This is a genomic window from Kaistella treverensis (assembly GCF_900114045.1).
Lineage (GTDB): Bacteria > Bacteroidota > Bacteroidia > Flavobacteriales > Weeksellaceae > Kaistella > Kaistella treverensis.
In genome coordinates this window covers 156,752-173,978 of the sequence record NZ_FORQ01000004.1, presented here as the reverse complement: position 1 = coordinate 173,978, position 17,227 = coordinate 156,752, and the positions used below count along the sequence as shown (strand labels likewise).

Genomic DNA, 17,227 nt, shown 5'->3' with positions numbered 1-17,227 from the left:
GGTGTTTTTATATAATTTGTCTTTGCTAAATCATTAAAAAATGCCGTTTTAACTGCTAATTTTTAAATGAGTTCGCCGTATAAATCGAATTCTTCGGCGGCTGTAATTTTCACATTCGCAAATTCTCCGAGTGATAAATAGGTATTTTCTGCGGAAACCAAAACGGTATTATCTACATCCGGCGAATCAAATTCGGTCCGGCCAACGAAATAATTTCCTTCTTTACGGTCGAAAATACAACGGAAAATCTTGCCTATTTTTTCCTGGTTTTTTTCCCAGGAAATCTGCGACTGTAGTTCCATAATTTCTTCCACACGCGCCTCTTTTTCTTCCTGAGGTACATTGTCTTCTAAAACAAAAGCCGTAGTATTTTCTTCATGCGAATAGGTGAAACAGCCCAAACGGTCGAATCTCTGCTCGCGCACCCATTCTTTCATTTCCTCAAATTTCTCGCGAGTTTCACCCGGAAAACCAACGATCAGCGTGGTCCGAATCGCCATATCCGGAACTTTCTCACGGAATTTTGCGAGCAAAGCATTGGTTTTTTCATGCGTTGTGCCGCGTTTCATATCCTTTAAAATTTCGGAATTGATGTGCTGTAAAGGAATATCGATGTAGTTACAAACCTTTGGTTCGTTTTTAATGATTTCCAGCACGTCCTCAGGAAAACCTGAAGGAAAAGCGTAATGCAGACGAATCCATTCGATTCCGTCTACTTTTACGAGACGTAGAAGCAAATCGCCAAGCGCACGTTTTTTATAAATATCCAAACCATAATATGTCAGATCCTGCGCGATTAAAATAAGTTCTTTAACGCCTTTTTTTGCCAGCTTTTCAGCTTCAATGACGAGATTTTCAATTGGTGTTGAAATATTTTTACCACGCATTAAAGGAATCGCACAAAAGCTGCACGGTCGGTCGCAACCTTCCGCAATCTTCAGATATGCGTAATGTTTTGGTGTAGTTGTCATGCGTTCGCCAACCAATTCGTGTTTATAATCTGCGCCGAGCTGTTTTAGCAAAAGAGGTAAATCGCGAGTACCGAAATATTGGTCCACATCGGGAATTTCGCGCACCAAATCCGGCTTATAACGTTCGGAAAGACATCCGGTTACGAAAACTTTTTCTACTTCACCGCGGTTTTTAGCTTCTACAAATTCTAAAATGGTATTGATGCTTTCTTCCTTCGCATTGTCGATAAATCCACAAGTGTTAATGACCACAATATCACCTTTATCTTCGTGAACGACTTCCTTTCCGTTGGCCTGAAGCTGCCCCATAAGGACTTCAGAATCGTAGACATTCTTCGAACATCCTAAGGTTACAATATTTATTTTCTTTTTTCCGACTGATTTTGTGCGCATTATAAAATTTATTGGGCGCAAAGATAAGGATATAAAAGCGAAAAATTATTCAGATAAATCATGCTGTTTTTTAAATTTTTGAAAAAATCAGGTGTTTTAGCTCGATATTTTTTAAATGAAAGACTAAGCATCAATAGCACATTGGTTAGAAATTAATACCCTGTTTAGTACCGCACATTCGGTACTCTAAAACCGTTTTGGTTTAATGCTTAAAAGTTTACGGCACGGTGTATTAAGCAGAAAGTTTGAACTAAAAAAAAAGCACCTAAAAGATGCTTTTTTTTTAATTTTAAAATTTTTAGTCGACCAGGTTTTTCAGATAATCGCCGTAGCCACTTTTTCCGTATTTTTTAGCGGATTCCAGCAGATGTCCTTTATCTATAAAGCCTTTTTTATACGCGATTTCTTCAATGCAGGAAATTTTAAAACCCTGTCTTTTTTCCAGAACCTTGACAAATTCCGAGGCTTCGTGCAGAGAATCGAAAGTTCCGGTATCGAGCCAGGCTGTTCCGCGCGACATGACGCCGACTTCCAGCTGCCCTTTTTCAAGATAAATGCGATTTATATCGGTAATTTCCAATTCTCCGCGTACCGAAGGTTTCAAATTTTTAGCATATTCCACCACCGAATTATCGTAAAAATACAGTCCTGGAACGGCAAAATTTGACTTAGGATTTTCGGGTTTTTCTTCGATGGAAATGGCTTTTAAATTTTCATCAAACTCCACCACGCCATATCTTTCGGGATCAGACACCTGATAAGCGAAAACGCAACCACCTTTTACTGCAGCTTTGCTTTCCAGCAGCTGAGCCAAACCGGTTCCGTAGAAAATATTGTCTCCAAGCACTAATGCCACCGAATCCTCACCGATAAATTCTTCACCAAGAATAAATGCCTGCGCCAACCCGTCCGGACTTGGCTGAACTTTATACTGAATATTACAGCCAATGGAAGAACCGTCGCCCAAAAGTTTTATGAAACCTTCCTGATCATGTGGTGTGGTAATGATTAAAATATCTTTAATCCCCGCCAAAAGTAAGGTAGAAAGCGGGTAATAAATCATCGGTTTGTCGTAAACCGGCATGAGTTGCTTACTTACAGCAATAGTCAGTGGGTAAAGGCGCGTACCGGAGCCTCCGGCGAGAATAATTCCCTTCATATTAATTATATTGCTTTTCATAATATTTCTGGTAATCTCCGCTAGTCACGTGATCCAACCATTCTTTGTTTTCCAGGAACCAATCGATGGTTTTTCCTAAACCCTGTTCGAAAGTTACGCTTGGTTTCCATCCCAATTCTCTGTTTAATTTAGAAGCGTCAATAGCGTAGCGCTTATCGTGACCCGGACGGTCTTTTACGTAAGTGATTAATTTTTCGGAATATCCAGCTGGTTTGCCCAGTTTTTCGTCCATTTGTTTGATGAGTTCTTTCACTAAATCAATGTTTTGCCACTCATTGAAACCGCCGATATTATAGGTTTCACCAGTTTTTGCTTCAAAAAATATTTGGTGGATGGCTTTAGCATGATCGAGGACGAAAAGCCAGTCGCGTGTATATTTTCCGTCACCGTAGATTGGAAGCGGCTTTTCATTAATGATATTTGAAATACAAAGCGGAATTAATTTTTCCGGGAAATGATTCGGGCCATAATTATTGGAACAGTTCGAGAGGATAAAAGGCATTCCGTACGTGTTTCCGTACGCGCGCACCAAATGGTCCGATGCCGCTTTACTTGCAGAATATGGCGATTGCGGATCGTAAGCCGTTGTTTCCAGGAAAAAGCCGGTTTCTCCTAAACTTCCGTAAACCTCATCGGTGGAAACGTGGTAAAACAGATTTTTTCGCGTTTCATCCGGGAAATTTCCGTGCTGATGATCGGGATTTAAGCTCCAGAATTCGCGGGCTAAATTCAATAAGTTCGCGGTGCCGATGACATTGGTGTTGATAAAGGCATTTGGGTCTGTAATGCTTCGGTCAACGTGACTTTCAGCCGCTAAATGCACGATTGCGTCGGGATTATATTTCTCGAAAACGTTTCGTAATTCTTCAACGTTGGTGATATCGGCTTTTTCGAAAACGTAATTGGGTTCGTTTTCGATGTCTTTTAAATTCTCCAAATTACCGGCGTAGGTTAACGCGTCCAAATTTATAATGCGTGTTTCGGGGTGATTTTTCACAAATTCACGCACCACATGAGACCCGATAAATCCGGCGCCACCGGTGATAATAATATTCTTCATTCTTAAAATTCTAAAAATTGCGTGCTGCAAAGATAGGTTGAATTTTATCTTTGTCTGAAAGCACGATATCTGCCTGTGGTAATTTCCAGTCGATATTTAATTCTTCATCGCTGTAAATTACACCACCTTCTGATTCTTTATTGTAATAATTGTCGCATTTATAAGCAAAAACTGCTGTTTCGGAAATTACCGAAAATCCATGCCCGAAACCGCGAGGAACGTAAAATTGCAGTTTATTTTCAGCGGAAAGTTCCACGCCAAACCATTTACCGAAAGTTGGTGAATTCTGGCGTAAATCTACAGCAACATCCCAAACTGCGCCTTCCAAGCACGAAACAAGTTTTGCCTGTGCGTGTTCACCTTTTTGTAAATGCAATCCGCGTAAAACGCCGTAGGTAGATTTTGAGATATTATCCTGAACGAAATGACCATTTAAACCCGTTAAATCTTCAAATTTCTTCTCATTATATTTTTCAAAAAAATATCCTCTTTCATCCTCGAAAATTGTGGGCTCAATGATATAGCAGTCTTGCAATGGTGTATTTTTAATTTTCATTTAGATTCTTTAAGTACGGAGTTTTTTAAAATATTTAATTTTATAAAAATATAAAGCACTGTGGTTGGCAGCAATATAACTATATAAACAATCCAGTTTGGCAGTGGTGACAATATTACGAAAATATTCATTGACAGCTGAATGAACCCATAAAGCAAGCTAATTGCTAAATGTGATTGTTTCTTTTCATTAACAAAAAGTTGGTAGAGATGCCGGCGATGTGCTTCCAGAATATTTTCCTTGCGGCGGATTCTTTCAATAATCGTCATCACCGTATCTACACCGTAAAGGCTAAGGAAAAGCAGCCATTTAAAATCACCGGTTTTGATGATGAGCAAAGAAATTAATGAGATAATCCAGAAAGCGAGACCCATACTTCCGACGTCACCGAGGAAGCATTTTGCTCTTTTTCTGAAATTAAAAAATAGAAAAACCAAACACGCTAATGTGGGATAAACAATAAAATCTTCAACTACGAAAGGGATAATCTGCTGATTGACGTACCACAATGAAGTGAGCAGGAAAAAGCTGTAAATACCGGAAATTCCGTTAATTCCGTCCATGAAATTATAGGCATTTAAGATGCCAATAAATAATATATATACGAGCGGAATTGCCCAAATTGGGATCAGGGAAAATCCATTTAAAAAGTACAGCAGCAACGATACCGAAATTATATGGAAAAGCAAACGTGTCTTTGTAGAAAGATCGGTAAGGTCGTCCACAAAACTCAAAATGGTAAGGACTAAGAATCCGGCACCAAAAATAAAAAAGTTGGGTTCACCGTTGTCTTGCTGGATGGTTCCGGGACTTAAATACATTTCAGCGCCTATAAAAAGAAGAAATGCAATGGGAAAAATAATTCCACCGCCACGAACCGTGGTGTAAAAATGCGAAGTTCGATGGTTCGGCTGATCGATGATATTAAATCGGGTTGCGATTCTGAAATAAAGATGCAACAGCACGAATAAAATCCCGGTGACTATGAGGTACTCCATTATTTTTGAAAACTTTTGATGGTTTTCCGTAAACCTTGTTCTGCAGTTACCGGCAGGCGATCAATCTGCAGGGCATTTTTAATTTTTTGATTGGAAACAATATAATTTTCGGTCAGTTTTCCTAAACGCTCAGAATTTAGCGGCAAAGAAAAAATATCGCCTATTTTGGCTAAATTTTTAATTAAAGACGCATGGATTTCCCATAGTTTCACGCTCCTTCCACTTGAATCTCCGATAATTTTCACCACTTCTGTTGTTGACAAATTTTGATCATCCGCGAAATTATAAATTCCCGAGGGAATATCCGCATTTTGAAGCATTTTTAAAATTAAAAAATTTAGATTATCGATACTTAAAAAAGATCTGTGGTTTTCGAAAGCGGCCAAAGGCCAGGGAATTCCTTTTTTCACAACTTTATACAGCAAGTTCAGGTTGCCCTTATTGCTAGGCCCGTGAATCATACAGGGGCGAATAATGAAAACCCGCTTGTCTTCGGGCAGTTTTTGAGCAAGCAAGTATTCTTCAGCTGCACGCTTTGATTTACCATAAGGAGTCGCAGGATTTGCAGCGAAATTTTCATCTAAATGACCTTCAACGCTATCGGCGGCAGCTTTCACGGAGCTGAAATAGAAAAAATCCTTAGTTGATGATTTCAAAAACTCATTGAAAAGTTGAATGGTTAAATCGCGGTTAATTTTAAAATAATCATCCGCGTTTGCAGTTTTCCCCAAATCATGCGCAATCCCGGCAACGTGAATAATAGCGTTGGCATCAGGATATTGCCACGAATCTTTCAGTGAAAGACGGCCGACCGAATAATTATTTTCTACTAAATATGACGTGAGGTTTTTGCCAACAAAACCGTTTCGCCCCGTAATGTAAATCGTCTTCATTTATGGTTTATGGTCAGTGCTCAAAAATAGTAAATATTAGTTAAAACCCCAGATATTTGTGGTGGATTGGTTACGGGTATTAAATAAAACTCTGAACGGAAAAAAAGTACCTTTTACCCGAAATTTTTATTATAGCAACACCACTCTTCTTCTAGGTTGAAAACAAGTTTTTTACTTAAATAAGTTTTCGATTTCATTTCTTCAATCTATTTTTGATATCTATCTTCCTGTATCTCCTGTATATTTACAAGCGTGGTGAACTTTTTCAGACCTTCTTCAAAACTGGTTTTAGTTCAAAACCCAAAACGGATTTAACTTTGGAAAGATCGGCAAAACTGTGCCGAATGCTAAAACGGTTACGTTATAACTTTTTGCAATCAACTTTAATGTTAAATTTGATCTTATAAAACCTGCACCGCGGTTATAAGTATATTTTTCATTTTTCTGTATACTTTCATTTATTGAGCACTAAGGAAAAATACCTATTGAAGACCTAAAAAAATTACGCAAGAAAATTAGCTAACCTCTGCGTCGCGTAAAAGGAAGCAACTACAGATTATTAAACGTCAGAAGCTTCGTAAGATGTTTGTGTGCATGCTCTAAGTTTGTTATAGTGCTTTTTATTTGAACTGCGAAAGTGTAGTTTTATTTATTTCGTTTCTATTTTTATCAAAAATCCATCCCCATTTATTAAAATAAGCGATTCCGGACCTTATAAATATTTTGAACAGTCTTTTGTTTTTGTTTGCTCCAGATTCATAACCGTGAACGACCGAGACAAGAGGGAAATAAACGGTTTGATATTTTTGATACATTCTTCGCGACAGATCCCAATCTTCAAAATACATAAAAAATCGATCATCATACATTCCTACTTCTTTTATTGCAGCAACCCTTAACATGGTAAAGCATCCTGAAAGTATTGGAGCATTATAAATGCGACTTTTCTCAACAAATCGCAATTCATACTTGTCAATGAAAGGTTTGTAATAAAACTTTGGCGCTTTTATTTTACGCATTAAAACATCCATAGGTGACGGAAGCAATTTCGGGAGATTTTGAATAGACCCATCCTCATATAAAATCTGTGGCATCAACATTCCTACTTTAGTATTTTCTTCCATAAATTTCAGCATCGGTGCAATGATATCATTTTGAAACGAAACGTCAGGATTTAAAACAAAATGATACTTACTACCCGCCGATATTGCCATTTTAATAGCAATATTATGTGCGGGTCCAAAACCAGGATTTGAAGGGTTAGATATGTACTCTATATTCGGATGGTTAATGAGGGTTTTCAACTCATCGGTGGGTGAGTTGTCGATTAAAAACAAAAAAACAGGAAATGTTGTTTCAGAGTTAATAAAACTTAAAATAGAATCTAAAATAATTTTTCGATCATTTTTATAGCAAACTATACTTGCAGTGACCAGCATAATTAGGTATTTACAATTGAAATAATTTCTTCTGCCGCATGATTCCAGCTATATTTAGTTATCAACGTTGGATACTGGTTTTTGTAAAGACCCAAATTAAATTTACATTTTGAAATCATCTGCAATTTCTCACAAATATCGTCAACGGACAGGGGGTCTACGTATATCATTGAATTTGAAAATACTTCTCTCATTACAGGGATATTAGACACTAAAGATACTGTGCCTAAACTAGCAGCTTCTAAAGGTGGGAAACCAAAACCCTCATATCGACTAATATAAATATTACATAAGGCCTCTTTATATAATTTAGACAGCAATTGATCAGAAACATAATCTAAAAATATAACATTTGGCATATGGTTTTTTTTCGCATAATCCCTAAGTTGCAAACCATACTTATTTGCTTTCCCGATAATTATAAACGAAAAGTTTAAATTATTAAATTTTTTGATTGCTGATAACAAGTTAAATATGTTTTTATGTTCATACGAAGCACCAACCGTTATAAAGTATGGCTTTTTATTAGTCAGATTGTCAAACTCTTGTTCAGTTTTAGAATCCGGACTGTATTGTAAAATATTCGCTCCATTATAAACGACTTTAATTTTGTTCTCTTCCACCTTATAGAACTTTAGTACTTCAGATTTGGTAAACTCTGATATAACAACTATTTTTTTACTTGACCTTATTATGGATGGCAAAATAAACCTAAAATAATAATATTGAAATCGGTGTTGCTTTGGAAAATTAAGACAAATTAAATCGTGAATTGTAATCACCTGATTAGCAATAAACGGAGATCCGTGCGACGAAAAGGAATAAACAGTATTTTTACCAACTTTTAAAGGTAAAATGAAAATATTCCAAAAAATGCGATAAAGCGACAAAAGTCTGACATCTTTAATATATAAAAAAATGAAGTTTGGCGAAAGTTTTTTACTAAGCTCTTGTTTTAACTTGTTGGAATAAATACCCACACCAGTAGGTCTTCTGTTTAGCATAGATAAATTAAAAAAAAATTTCATAGTAAGAAAGGTTTTATAATGAGTTTTAAATCTATCTACACGCATAAGCAGAAAGAAATTATTGTTTTTCCAGGAAGTTTGTCCATTTTTTTAAAATATTTTGCGGATTGTATAATTCGGCATTTTTCCTTCCCTGCCGCCCCATTATTAAACGTAAATGATGATTATTTATTAAAATGCCCAATTTTTTATAAAAATCTTCTTCATTCTGAACCACAAAACCATTTACACCATCTTCAACCAAGCTATCTGTTCCTTCACAGGAATAGCCTAAAACCGGCAGTCCACAATGCTGTGCTTCTAAAATCACCATGGGCATCGCCTCATAATAGCTTGTCATGAGTAAAAGTGAAGAACTAAGATAAACTTCTTTTATATTTTTTACGGGGGTCATAATATGAACGTTGTTTGTAGGGCTATTGTTTAATTGAAGCCTTAACTTTTCTTCGTCTTCGCCTTGCCCATAAATATAGATACACCAATCCGGGTAATCCCGGCACATTCTCTCCGCTATAGGAATAATTCTGTCATAACCTTTTTCTTTGCTGATGCGGCCAACCAAAATTATTTTCTTTTCGACCAACCGTGACACTTCGTCGCTTGAAAATGGCAGTGTGTTTGCAATTATTTCAACATTGGGGTTTAAATGCCCTATTTTCCTTTTAGCTGTTTCGGAGAGCACAACTACAGCGTCCAGTTTTGGGTAAAACCACCTCATTGCCGCTTGTGAGAGTTTTGGGATCGATGTATAGTCAATGTGTTCAAGAGCAATTTTTTTTATCTCCGCAATTTTAAGTAGCGCCATAATTAAACTGATATTATGACCCGCACCAAAAATAATTTGTGGTCGGGATTTTATAAGATAGTTTTTTAGTGCATTATAGAATGATTTGTTCCATTTAGGTTTATGTGATACTTGTCTTGGGATCGATGGTAAGTTTAGAAACTCAAGCTGTACGAGCTCAGAAATACAGAAGAAAGGAGATCCTTTTTCTGAAATGCTTACAACTGTAATTAAATGTTCAGCACAAAGCATGTTCGCCATATTAATTATTGCGCGCTCGGTTCCACCCGCTTTGCGTATGTCTGCGATTACAATTGTTATCCTCATTATCTTTTTATTTTTTTGCGCCTCAGACTAAAAAACAATATTAAATAACACCAAATAAAATAACGGAAAAAGTAAAAATATTCAGCACGTGCCAAATATATTGCGTAAGAAATAAGAACTGAGTATAAAGTAAGTGATGTAACGCTGTTGTAAAAATTATTTTGAGAGAAATGTACAAGAAATCCTAAAAGGGGGAACAAAATGATGATACCTAAAAGGCCAAAAGCTAAGTAAACATCGGCCACTATATTGGTGCCTAAGCCCCAACTTCCCACCTCTCCCAAGGATTCTTTTGTCGTAATTAAAGCAGACCGCATCTTATCTTGGTCCAGATCGAATGTTGAGATTACCGCGGACTGCGCGAAGGGCAATGGTGCAAGAACTGGTGATAGCATAGATTCACCATAGGTAAATCCATTTTTATTTACATAGTCAATTACTACAAAGGTATTACGGTTATTTGCTATTAAGTCTAGGGCAGCATCGTCCATATGAATTTCTTTTTTCTCAGCAAGTTGGTTTCGCAAGATTCCTACCGCAGCGAGAACCACAAATCCCGCCAAAATATATATCACAAAACGTTGGAGTTTGATGGGGTAATACAATACTGCATGTAGTCCTACACATAATAAGAGGATTTGCAGCGGGATGGTTCTGCTACCCACTAAAAAAAACATCAGGAAGACCATTGCGGTTACTGCAACTCCAACCTTGTTAAGATGTTTCAACCTGAAATGTTCAGGGCTTTTAACCGTCATATTAAAAAATTCTGAAATAATACCAGAAATAAGAAAGGCGGGGAAAAACGCAAAAAAATAGCTGCCAAAACCACTGTCATTAGCTTGCAGCCCCCCACCCCCGATATACTCGTTGATAAGCATTTCATAACCGCCAACTACAACGTAAAGTACAACTAGTATAAACGCAGCGATAAACATCCAAGTAGTCCTAATTGGTTTGAAATTATCCGCATAATCCAGTTTAAGAGTACTTATTTCTTTATCTTTTAGCAGGAGAGAACCAAAAATATAACCAGAAATGCCTAAAACAGCTAATCCCGAAGCAAGTGGCAAGGTGTTTTTCTTAAAATAAAGCTGGTAAAATACATACCGGTAAGGATCTGTTTCATACATCACCACTGAGTAGTACAGGGTTACAAAGAAGTAAGTGATAAAAAAAATGCTGTCGAAATCAAAATAGTTTTTTTTATTTCGAATCAACATATAAACTACTACCTGCATCCAATATAACACGCCACAAAAGACCGAATATTCATGATCATATCGCTCGGGGGCAAGAAGACAAATAAAAATTGTGGTTACAAATACTATTAAACCATACAGTTTTGCCATTTAGTTTCTAATAATTTGATAAATTGTGGAAAAGCTTGTCCGCAACGCCATACTGAGCATCATTAATGTATCACTTTTATAAATTGTATTTACAATGGCAGGAACTTCAATTTCATATTCTTTAATCCGCAAATTACATCGGTCAAACTTAATAATACTTCTGCGCAACTGCGACCGTTCTTCTAGCGTTGCTCGGTCGTGTTTCCGGTACATTGATAATAATACGTATTTACTAAAAGAAGAGTACCGTGTATTAATGATTTTTTTAAGTTGTTCGTTAGGGAACCGGAGCAGCAGCTTTTTATATAGCTCGTATTCCTTTTCTATAAATAGCAACAATTCTTTGTAGGGATGGTGCTTTTTTGACAGGGAATTTTCCGAAATCCGGTTGTAGTTGTAGTAGCAGCGGTCAGAAAGAACGATCTGATAGACAAATTGCATATACTGCAAAGTAAAGATTTTGTCTTCACCATAATGTAATTGTGGATTAAACCGAATTTTATTATCATTGATAATTTTTGCATTGAAGATCTTATTGCAAGCGCCTCCGATGCAACGTTTTTTTTCAAGTAATACTAAACAGGCTGGCATTTGGTCTTTGCTATACAGTTGGTTTGGCAGGGTTTCCCGAATGGTTCTGTCTTTGTATTGAGAAGTAAAACTCTGGTATATTAAAGCGTCAGGGGTAATTCGGAGTAAATCATCATAAGTTTCCAGAAATCTGCTTTCAAGGTAATCGTCACTATCTACAAACAAAATGTAATTGCCCCTAGCCATAGTGATTCCTAAATTCCGCGCGCTGGCAACGCCGCCGTTCTGCTTAGAAATTAAGATAATTCGACGGTCCACTTTTGCCAGCTGTTCAAGCGTTGCATAGGTATTATCTGTTGACCCATCATTCACAATAATAATTTCGAAAGCTTTGCAAGTCTGCTTTAAAATGCTGCCCACACAAATTTTTATAGTGCTTTCGGCATTAAAGGCAGGAACAATAATCGAATATTTTGGTACAATTGGTGACATTTAACTTAGCTAAACATTTTCTTTATTCTTAAAAACTCTTCTAAATACCCTCTTCCGAATTTTAGATCCGGCTCCATGTAATTACCCTCACCCCATTCATTCCAGGACTTAATAAAACATATTTGTCTGTCCAAGGGTTTTTGACTTATACATTCAAAAATCTGCTGAAGATGTTTTCCAAATTTCTTTGGATTTGAATTTTGTAATACCAGTCCCGCTCTTCCACTTCTTGGCGTATGGTCCCAGTTAGGAAAAGCAGACGGAAACACATCGGGTCGGTATTCTAACTGTTGTACAAAACCTGAGGTAGCCTGCTCGTAATCAACTACAATAGGCTGATTTAAAATGGACCGTCTTACGCGGTTTACCATTCGAGCCGCACGGCTTCTATTCTCCAAAACATCACGCAATCTGGTGGTGTTAACGGCATCAAAACCCTGCATCTTAAACTTCTTGTAGTGCAATTCCGGTAACGAAGTTTGAGCAATAAAAAATATACCTTCCAAACCATTTTCTCGGGCTAATTTTTGCCATTGGTTCAGAAAATTAGTCACATCGTGAAAATCATCAGGTAAATATATTAAAAAAGCAGGTTTACCGTCAATTCTGATATATCTCGGATCTAGAAATGCTTTTAATACATAATTAAAATGATTAATGACGTCATCTTTATCGTCATACTTTTGCTCAATTAAGACCCTCTTTTCGACAGTTCCGTCATTTTTCCAAAACTTCGAGTGCCAACTTTCATTGGCCCAGCAAAGCATAAACGGGAAATCAGGCAAACCTGACTCTAGCACCTCGTTAAATGGACTCTCCAAAAGCTGCTGGCCACTAAACCAATAGTGGTAATAACAAAAGCCGTCAATCCCATATTTTTGCGCCATCTCTGCCTGCAATAACCTAGTCTCTTCCACTCGCAAATCGTAATATCCTAAATCAGCTGGTACTTTTGGCTGGTAATGACCTTTGTAATATTTTTGCGCTTTACCCACATTAGTCCATTCGGTAAATCCCTCCCCCCACCATTTATTGTTTTCTTTGATAGGGTGATATTGTGGCAGGTAAAATGCAAACGTTTTAATATTGTTTTGTTTCATGAATTCATTTATTGGCGATAAACCAAAGGCTTAAACTTAACTTTTATGACGACTGTTCACGAAGGTAGATGCTTTTCGGACAACTTGGTAGACATTGTTTTTTAAAAATTCATTTTTAAAAAGAAAAATCATTGTCAATAAATAGATAACACTGCTGAAGATTACCGTCAATATAATGACACTAATTGGACGGTCTGAAATATGCAGTACAATCCAGCGCACAGCGATAAATGACAAAGAGGTCAGAAAAGCATGTGCAAGTGTTCTATAAGGTAGAAAAATTCTCGTTATTTTTTTGCTGTAATACAAAAGCAGGGCTGCAACTACAATTTCAGTTATCAAACTGGCGGTTGCGCTGCCTGAACTTTCAAACAATGGTACAAGTAGGAAATTTAAACCTAAGCTAGTACATAGTCCAACAATAGCTGTACTTATCATAAGCCGCTCTTTGTTTAAAGGGAGTAGTACCTGATAACAAACAAGAGCGGTTCCGATTGGAATTATAATAAATGATAGTATCCTTAATGAGTCGATTGATGCTAAAAAATCTGTACCGGCGAAAACATGTACCAGTTCAGGTGACAATGTAAACAATCCTAATGCAATAGGAATACAAAAGAGGTATGTGAAAGAAAACGACTTATTTATAATTGATGCGGTTTGCTGATTATTTACCCCGATACTGCTTAAGGCAGGAATTAACACAATTGTTAGCGACGAAATTAAGGAAATAGGTAATTTGCTAATCCGCATTGACACTGTATAATAACCAACTTCTATGGTGTTTTTTAAAAAACCTAAAATTACAGAATCTAGAAGAACGTACGCATTTGTAAAAATTGACAGCGAAAACAGCATCAAAAGCGGCTTAAAATACTTTTTAAGGGAAAACTTGTTTAGACGTAATACCACAAAATTTCTGGCGTAATAAAAATTAATGCCTGCTGTCGTGACAACTGTTGCTAGCGAAACACCATAATATAAATTTTTGTCTTCAGGCACCTTTATAAAAATAAAAACAGCTATAACACTTAATATTCGAATAATCAAATTAACTTTAGTAATATAAGCAAACTCTTCTAAACCAGAATAAAACCAGGTAATAACAAACGAATTGGAGAGGATCAGTCCTGAACCAATCATGCACAAGGTAAACTCATCGCGAAGAGGTTTAATATTAAACCCCACTACGAGAAATAATAAAGCCAAGCCAAAAGACAATAAAACGTGTAATATTAATAGTTCGCTAAAAATCTGATGAAGTCTTTCCGGTGAGTTTCTAGCCCTTGCAATTTCCCGTGTACCATACAACGGAATTCCCAATGCTGCTACTACCATCAAATATTGTACAATGCTGTCAACAAAGTTCACATCGCCTAATCCCTTTGGCAATAGGACTCTTGTTACATAAGGAAACGTGACCAACGGTAAAACCAGTTGGCTAACCGACAAAATAGCATTATAAAAAAAGTTTTTCTTAATGCTCATCACTGTACTTCTTCCTTTTGGTCAACCGCCTTTTCCATACATTTCCTCCTGGTCCATGATGATGGTAACATTATCCTTGTAAACTTTTTTTGATCTCGTAAGTGTGCTTCTCTTGCAGAATGCATTGTAAGTTCTCATGTAATAAATTGCCTACAATCCATCTCTACTGCTCTTATATATCAAATATTATCATAGTGACGTATCGTCAAAGAATCAGCTATTAAAACCGAAGTATCACTCTGTGACTGATGATTTTATTTTTTCCTTTATTCAAACCAACTTTTTAATTTCAACCACCATCCTTGCTCTTCCGCCTGGTAACCATAACCGTACTTGTTGCCGTAGCCGAAATGGTTTTTATCAACGTCATTTAAAACAAAACCAACGTTTCTGATTTTTTTCGTGGCAATTTGCTTATTGGCGAAATCAATCAGTGGTTTTTCGGTAAAGCCAGAGCGTGTTACATAAATTGTAGCATCAGCCATGTCCGCGGAGAGTAAGGTATCGGTAACAAGCATCAACGGTGCGGTGTCGATAATGATGTAATCGTAGTGAGGTTTCAGCTGATCAACGAGATCTTCGTAACGGCCGTTCGATAATAATTCAGTCGGATTCGGTGGAATACTTCCGGAATAAATTATATCCAAATGCGGATTAAACGTAGACACGTGAATGATGTCCTCTATCTTTTCGTCGGGATTGTAAAGAAATTCGGTTAAGCCGTCCAATCCTTTTCTTTCTGGGTTATATCTTTGAAGCTGTGGATTTCGGATGTCTGCACCGATAATCACCACTTTATTTCGCGATGATGCCAATGTTAAAGCAAGATTCACCGAGGCAAAAGTTTTACCTTCACCTTTAATGGTGGAAGTAACAAAAACCACTTTTCCCTTTTCTTTTTTCGGCAGCATAAAATTCATATTGGTAATAAGAATTCTGAAAGCTTCCGACATCGGCGAAAGATCGTTCAATTGTACAATTTCGCTCTGGCCTTTTAAAACGCGTGGCAATTCACCCACCACAGGCGTTGAAGAAAGTTTTTCAAGGTCGTGTTTCGAGCGGATCTTATTATCCAAAAGTTCTTTGACATAAATAAATGCGAACGGAAGTAAAAGACCAAGTGCTACTGCACCACCTAAAAACAGCATTTTTTTCGGAGCAACCGGTTTTTCAGAAGCATACGCCGCGTCCAGGACCCGGGCTTTAGGCGCAGTCATTGCTAGATTTATGGCTGTTTCTTCCCTTTTTTCTAAAAGAATTAAATAGAGATTTTCCTTTATTTGCTGCTGTCTTTCAATACTTCGAAACATTTTTTCCTGCGCCGGTACTTTCGAAATCTTTGCGGAAATGGAATTTTGCTCCGCCTGAATTTCATTAATGGAAGTTTGCAATCCTGTGCGCGATTTCACCAAAGCGTCCATTACAGAAGCGCGCAGATTATTAATTTGCTTCGTGAGATCACCAATCACCGGGTTTTGCGGCGTAGCGTTTTCCAAAAGACTGTTGCGCTCTAAAATCAACTGGTTATAAGCATTAATGTTCACAGAAGCCGTTGGGTTGCTCAAGCCGACGCTTGATGGCAAAGTTTGGTTACTTCCCAATCTCGACATATAAGAAATCAGATCGTTAGTCAGACTTAATTCCGTTTCTGCTTCTAAAAGTTTCTGACGGCCTTTTGCGGAAGTTTCCAGGTTTAAGGAAGCTTCGGTTGGAATATCCGTAATGTTATTCGCACGTTTGAAATTTTCTTTTTGAGACTCAACATCGCCTAATTCATTCGCGATGATCGCAATACGGTCATCAATAAAGTCCTTCGTTTTTTTAGACTCGGAATTTTTATCGTTTGTCGCGTCGTTGTTATAAGATTCTATGAGCTTATTGAGCAGATTTTTCGCTTTTTCCTTTACAGGATATTTCATCGATAATCCAATGACAGTCGCATCTTTGTCAACTAAATCAACCATCATATTTTCCTGAAACTTGTTTACCGCCGCTTCCAAAGTTTCGTAGGTAAAATATATCTGACCCAAATCTTTAATTTTTGACGGCTCTGCGGCCATATTTTTCCGAATTAAAATATTGGCATACGGCAAACTGATTGTCCGGTTATAAGTTGTAACAATTGGCGCCGAAAATTCGGGTGAATTCAAGGTTATTTTATCACCATCCAAAACTATTTCAACCGGATTTTTTACCGGCTTTTCATACTCTTTTTCGTTAATTACCTGAATGATTATGGGCGCAGTTTCACCATATAATTCAGTTTTCCGGAAGTTTTTTTCAGCAAAAAGTGTGGTTTGTAAACCTAAACGCGACAATGCATCCTTCAAAAGTTTTTTTGATTTGAAAACTTCAATTTCGTTTTCAATGCTGTTGGTTGCCATATTTCCGAATGCGGAAAGGTCGGCAAGCGCACCCATCCCGCTCGAAGGGGATTTTTTGGCATCTTTTATAAGAACTGTAGATTCTATTTGGTAAGACGGTTCTGTGATTTTCAGGTAAATATATGTCACTAAAACCATCAGAAGTACAGAAAGCAAAAACCAGGGCCAGCGCCGCGTATAAGGCTTTATAAGTTCATTAATGTTGATATCATCCGAAGCATCCACGTCGGGGTTTGTGCTCTGACTCATTA

14 protein-coding genes are annotated in these 17,227 nt (G+C 37.2%); all 14 read right to left on the bottom strand.

Annotated features, from left to right (window positions below; genetic code table 11):
• Positions 1-62 precede the first annotated feature (62 nt).
• The 14 genes from rimO to BMZ55_RS10410 all read right to left on the bottom strand — a co-directional run bounded on the left by rimO (position 63) and on the right by BMZ55_RS10410 (position 17,225).
• Entirely contained in the window at positions 63-1,364 is a 1,302-nt protein-coding gene (gene rimO, locus BMZ55_RS10475; RefSeq protein WP_089820300.1) for a 30S ribosomal protein S12 methylthiotransferase RimO, read from the bottom strand.
• 298 nt (positions 1,365-1,662) lie between these two features.
• Positions 1,663-2,523: a glucose-1-phosphate thymidylyltransferase RfbA gene (gene rfbA / locus BMZ55_RS10470; RefSeq protein WP_089820353.1), complete on the bottom strand. Its 861-nt coding sequence runs from the start codon at positions 2,521-2,523 to the stop codon at positions 1,663-1,665.
• A gap of 1 nt (position 2,524) precedes the next feature.
• On the bottom strand, positions 2,525-3,604 hold the full coding sequence (gene rfbB / locus BMZ55_RS10465) for a dTDP-glucose 4,6-dehydratase (RefSeq protein ID WP_089820299.1): 1,080 nt from the start codon (positions 3,602-3,604) through the stop codon (positions 2,525-2,527).
• A gap of 10 nt (positions 3,605-3,614) precedes the next feature.
• Positions 3,615-4,160, bottom strand: a complete 546-nt coding sequence (gene rfbC, locus BMZ55_RS10460) for a dTDP-4-dehydrorhamnose 3,5-epimerase (protein ID WP_089820298.1) — start codon at positions 4,158-4,160, stop codon at positions 3,615-3,617.
• Positions 4,157-5,158: an MraY family glycosyltransferase gene (locus BMZ55_RS10455; protein WP_089820297.1), complete on the bottom strand. Its 1,002-nt coding sequence runs from the start codon at positions 5,156-5,158 to the stop codon at positions 4,157-4,159. The genes rfbC and BMZ55_RS10455 overlap by 4 nt, the downstream gene beginning before the upstream one ends.
• A complete protein-coding gene (locus tag BMZ55_RS10450) occupies positions 5,158-6,051 on the bottom strand; it encodes an NAD-dependent epimerase/dehydratase family protein (protein WP_089820296.1) in 894 nt (297 codons plus the stop codon). Before BMZ55_RS10450 ends, BMZ55_RS10455 begins: the two co-directional genes overlap by 1 nt.
• A gap of 620 nt (positions 6,052-6,671) precedes the next feature.
• Entirely contained in the window at positions 6,672-7,490 is an 819-nt protein-coding gene (locus BMZ55_RS10445; protein WP_089820295.1) for a glycosyltransferase, read from the bottom strand.
• A 2-nt stretch (positions 7,491-7,492) separates the two neighbouring features.
• Positions 7,493-8,518: a glycosyltransferase family 4 protein gene (locus BMZ55_RS10440; RefSeq protein ID WP_177179808.1), complete on the bottom strand. Its 1,026-nt coding sequence runs from the start codon at positions 8,516-8,518 to the stop codon at positions 7,493-7,495.
• A 58-nt stretch (positions 8,519-8,576) separates the two neighbouring features.
• A complete protein-coding gene (locus BMZ55_RS10435) occupies positions 8,577-9,629 on the bottom strand; it encodes a glycosyltransferase (RefSeq protein WP_089820293.1) in 1,053 nt (350 codons plus the stop codon).
• Positions 9,629-10,981 (bottom strand): O-antigen polysaccharide polymerase Wzy, encoded by a 1,353-nt coding sequence (wzy, locus tag BMZ55_RS10430; protein ID WP_089820292.1) that lies wholly within the window; start codon positions 10,979-10,981, stop codon positions 9,629-9,631. Before wzy ends, BMZ55_RS10435 begins: the two co-directional genes overlap by 1 nt.
• Complete coding sequence (locus BMZ55_RS10425; RefSeq protein ID WP_089820291.1) at positions 10,982-12,004, bottom strand: glycosyltransferase family 2 protein; 1,023 nt, start codon at positions 12,002-12,004, stop codon at positions 10,982-10,984.
• 5 nt (positions 12,005-12,009) lie between these two features.
• Positions 12,010-13,104, bottom strand: a complete 1,095-nt coding sequence (locus tag BMZ55_RS10420; protein WP_089820290.1) for a glycosyltransferase WbsX family protein — start codon at positions 13,102-13,104, stop codon at positions 12,010-12,012.
• Between the two features lie 36 nt (positions 13,105-13,140).
• Positions 13,141-14,592, bottom strand: a complete 1,452-nt coding sequence (locus BMZ55_RS10415; protein ID WP_089820289.1) for a flippase — start codon at positions 14,590-14,592, stop codon at positions 13,141-13,143.
• A 266-nt stretch (positions 14,593-14,858) separates the two neighbouring features.
• On the bottom strand, positions 14,859-17,225 hold the full coding sequence (locus BMZ55_RS10410) for a GumC family protein (protein WP_089820288.1): 2,367 nt from the start codon (positions 17,223-17,225) through the stop codon (positions 14,859-14,861).
• Positions 17,226-17,227 lie beyond the last annotated feature (2 nt).